Here is a 3,882-nt window from a genome sequence, read left to right on the forward strand (position 1 = left end):
GCCGTCTGACGGCGGCGCGGAGTTCGAGGCCGGCCAGGCCGCAGGCGCGGCAGTGGACATCGCGCCGCCGGCCGGGCGCTACGTGCTGGCCGCTGCGCAGGGCGGCAAATGCGTGGACGCCATCCCGGCCACGGCCGATGGCGGCCGGTTTCAGCAAGTCGCCTGTGGAGCGGCGCTCACGCAGGCCTTCGACCTGGGCCCGCAGGCCGATGGCAGCGTCAAGCTGACCAACGCCGGCACCGGGCGCGTGCTGGACCTCGATGCGCGGTCGACGGCGGACGGTGCACTGATCCACCAGTGGACCGACAACGGCACCAGTGCGCAGCGCTTCCTGCTGCAACGCGCACAGGGCAACCGGTTCAGCCTGGTGAATGCCGGCAGCCGCAAGTGCGTGAGCACCGCCGGCAGCGGCGGGCTCTTGCAGGCCGCGTGCAGCGGCGACGCGGCGCAGCAGTTCCTGCTCCATCCCTGGTCGGCGAGCGGCCGCTCGGCACTGGCAGTGGGGCAGTACGGCCTGCGCTCCGTGCACTCGGGCCTGTGCCTGGACATCGAGGCGGCGAGCGCGGCCGATCGCGCCAAGGCGATCCAGGCGGCTTGCACGACGGCCACCAGCCAGCGCTTCGAGGCGATGCCGCTGGCCGATGGCAGCTACACGTTCCGCAACGCCCACAGCGGCAAGATGCTGGACGTCGAGGCGGTCTCGACCGTCAGCGGCGCGCGGCTGCAGCAGTGGCCGGACAACGGTGGTGCGAACCAGCACTTCGCGGCCCTGCCGGCCGGCGACGCCTTCATGCTGAAAGCGCAGCACAGCGGCAAGTGCCTCGACGTCGAAGGCAACAGCACGGCGGCCGGCGCCGCGGTCCAGCAATGGGATTGCGGCAACGGCAAGGCCAACCAGCAATGGCGGCTGACGGCGGTGGGCGCGCCTGGGCCTGCTCCTGCCCCGTCCCCTGCGCCCGCACCTGCTCCGGCACCCACGCCCGCGCCGGCTCCGTCTCCGGCCCCCGCGCCGTCCCCGGCACCGGCGCCTTCTCCGGCGCCCGCGCCTGCGCCCGCCCCGGCACCGGCCCCCAACCCCGCGAACACCCCGCTGGCGCTGCCGCTCGAACTGCTGGGCAACGGCTCGCCGCAAGCCCCGGTGGTGGCTGATGCCAACCTGACGCTGGATGCGCTCAAGCTCGCCAGCGTCAGCCAGCTGTGGTTCCAGTGCCACCGCTGCGGCTTCTTCGGCGCGCCGGAGTTCGAGGCGACGACGCTGCCGCCGACCCGGGTCAAGGCCAGCGTGCGCGTGCTGGGCGGCGTGGCGCCGGCGCAGGCCGGCAACATCCCGTGGGTCGACGTCACCGATGCGACCATGAAGCTGGCCGATGCCGAGCGCGTGCAGGGCGGCCTGACGCGGGGCGGCCTGTACACCACGCGCATGAGCCTGGTGCTGGATGCCGCCACCAAGGCGCGCCTGGTGGCCGGTGCCAACCGCGTGCAGTTCCGCTTCAACGGCACGGATGGCGAATCCAACGGCTACCGCATCGTCGACCTGCAACTGCAGGACGCGCAGGGCCAGAGCCTCGCAAGCAACCCGGTGAAGGTCGCCGACATCCGTGCCGAGAAGGACGCCGGCCGCAGCTGGAGCGCCGACGTCACGGCCGGCGATGCGCTGTGGCACGGCCAGGGCAAGCTGCTGAAGTCGACCCTCGTCAACCGCACCATCAAGGCGGCCTGCTCGTCGTGCCATGCCGAGGACGGCCGCGACCTGCAGTACTTCAACTACTCGAACAACGCGATCGTGCAGCGCTCGCGCTTCCACGGGCTGAGCGAGGCGCAGGGCCGGCAGATCGTGGCCTACCTGCGCTACAGCCTGCAGTCGGTGCCGCATGCCGGCGGTGCCGCACCCTGGAACCCGCCGTACCAGCCGGGCCCAGGGCTGGACGGCAAGCCGCTGGCCGAATGGGCCGCCGGCGCGGGTCTCGGCGCGGTGATCGAGAGTCCGGTGCAGGCCATGAAGGCCTTGTTCGGCAAGCCGCAGGACGGCACGCCGCTGAACCTGAGCCAGGCCGACGTCGACCGCGTGATGGACGCCAACGCGACGCTGAACACCCGCGAAGGCGCGATGCCGCTGCAGTACCCGGACTGGAACGCGTGGCTGCCGACCATCCACCCGCTGGACGTGTGGCCGAGCTTCGAATCCGGCGGCACGTTCGCGAACGGCAGCATGAACCCGAGCGCGACCGCGAAGAAGATCGCGGCCTGGTTCGAATCGCACAAGAACCCGAGCGGCCAGTTCGGCGACTGGAGCCACCTGCAGCCCGCGCAGCGGGCCGAGATCCAGGGCATCCTGCAGGCCTCGGGCTTCGAGGCCTATGCCTTCCTGGGCGGCGGCCGCGGCAACCACGTCGCCGCTTCCGGCGAATACGGTGCGCAGGTCGGTGCGCGCAACCTGGCGACACGGGCCTCGTCGGCGACGACCGCCGGCGATCCGGGCTCGTTCACCACCCACGCCTTCATCGAGCGCGCCGTGATGAGCCTGCTGCACTGGAACGTGGTCAACCAGTGGCAATGGGCACAGGCGTACGGCCTCGAGGGCAACCAGAAGTGGTTCATCGGCGACTACGACAGCAGCGCGAAAACCTGGAAGGGCCGCGGCGAGGCGCGCGGCTGGCCGTTCAACACCGTCAGCGTGTTCTTCCTGGCGCCGCACATGCTGTACCAGGCCGACGAGGACGCCTCCGGCAAGGTGACGCGCGAGTGGACCATGGCCTGGGAAAGCGGCAACAAGATGGGCTCGTACTACCGCACCAACGCCTGGTACCAGATGCAGGTCAGCATCAACCCGGGCGGGCAGGGCGACTGGGTCAACTACTCGGTGGACTGGCCCTACCTGACAGGCTTCGACGACGTGCTGGCGAATGCGCTGGGCACGGCGACGCCGGCGCAGGCCAACTGGGCGCTCATGGCCAACATCCGGCTGCTGCAGGCGCGCATCAAGGGCGCGCAGTTCGTCAACAACGCGATCCCGCTGTACATGCCCGGCGATACGCGCTCGATCATCCTGAACCGCGGGCGCTACAGCCGCGCGCAGACCTTGAAGCACCTGGTGCCGACCAACTTCATCGACACGGTGACGACGCAGAACTGCGGCAGCACGCCGTTCAAGAAGTTCGACCAGCTGCAACCGGGCTTGCACCTGAAGGTGGTGAACGGCGCGATGCAGCAGTTCAACCAGCTGTTCACCGACACCGACCCGGCCGCCTGGCGGCGCTGCGACCCGAACAACATGGACCTGGGCGAACCCGAGCCGACCGCCGGTTTCGGGTTCTGCCTGGACCGCGGCAAGAAGCCGCTGGCGCCGGTGAACGGCGGCTACGCGATGAACACGGTGAACTACCGGGCGACGGCCGAGCAGAAGCAGCAGTACGGCATCTGGAAGATCACGCAGATGGGCGGCGATGCGCAGCGGCTGAAGAAGTGGAACGACTGGGTGCTGCGCGCCTGGCCTTGAGCGCAGAGCCGCGCTGGTCCCGCCGACAGGAATCGAACCTGTATGCAGCAATATCTCAAAACTGCGCATGTTGGTTAACACTACTGCGCTATGTGGCTACAGCGCTAGGGATGGTCTGCATAACTGCCGCGACGCGCGCCGGTGATGCAGAGGAGGCAGGATGCAAGTTTGCTGTCGCGCTGAAGCAGTAGAGAAGCTCGGCGCCGCAGCCGCACCGGCCCGTTTGGACCGTTCGATGCGGCTATCGGGCGCACTGCGGGCGCACTCATCCCAAGGCCATCAGCTTTCTTCGCGCCATCCACAGGTTCGACAGCGCGAACAGCGTGACGATCTGCGCCGTGTTCTTGGCAAGCCCTCGGTATCGAACCTTCGTGTAGCCGAACTGC

At 69.4% G+C, this 3,882-nt stretch carries 1 protein-coding gene and 1 pseudogene; one reads left to right on the forward strand and one right to left on the reverse strand.

All coding sequences use genetic code 11. The features are described 5' to 3' along the window. The coding region (locus AC1DYN_RS31705; RefSeq protein ID WP_477966650.1) for an RICIN domain-containing protein at positions 1-3,496 on the forward strand (3,496 nt) is incomplete at its 5' end. A gap of 265 nt (positions 3,497-3,761) precedes the next feature. Here the strand turns inward: AC1DYN_RS31705 and AC1DYN_RS31710 are convergent. Next, positions 3,762-3,882 (reverse strand): annotated as a pseudogene (locus AC1DYN_RS31710) (IS5/IS1182 family transposase); the annotation flags it as partial.

The organism is Rhizobacter sp. P2_D12, from assembly GCF_056404395.1.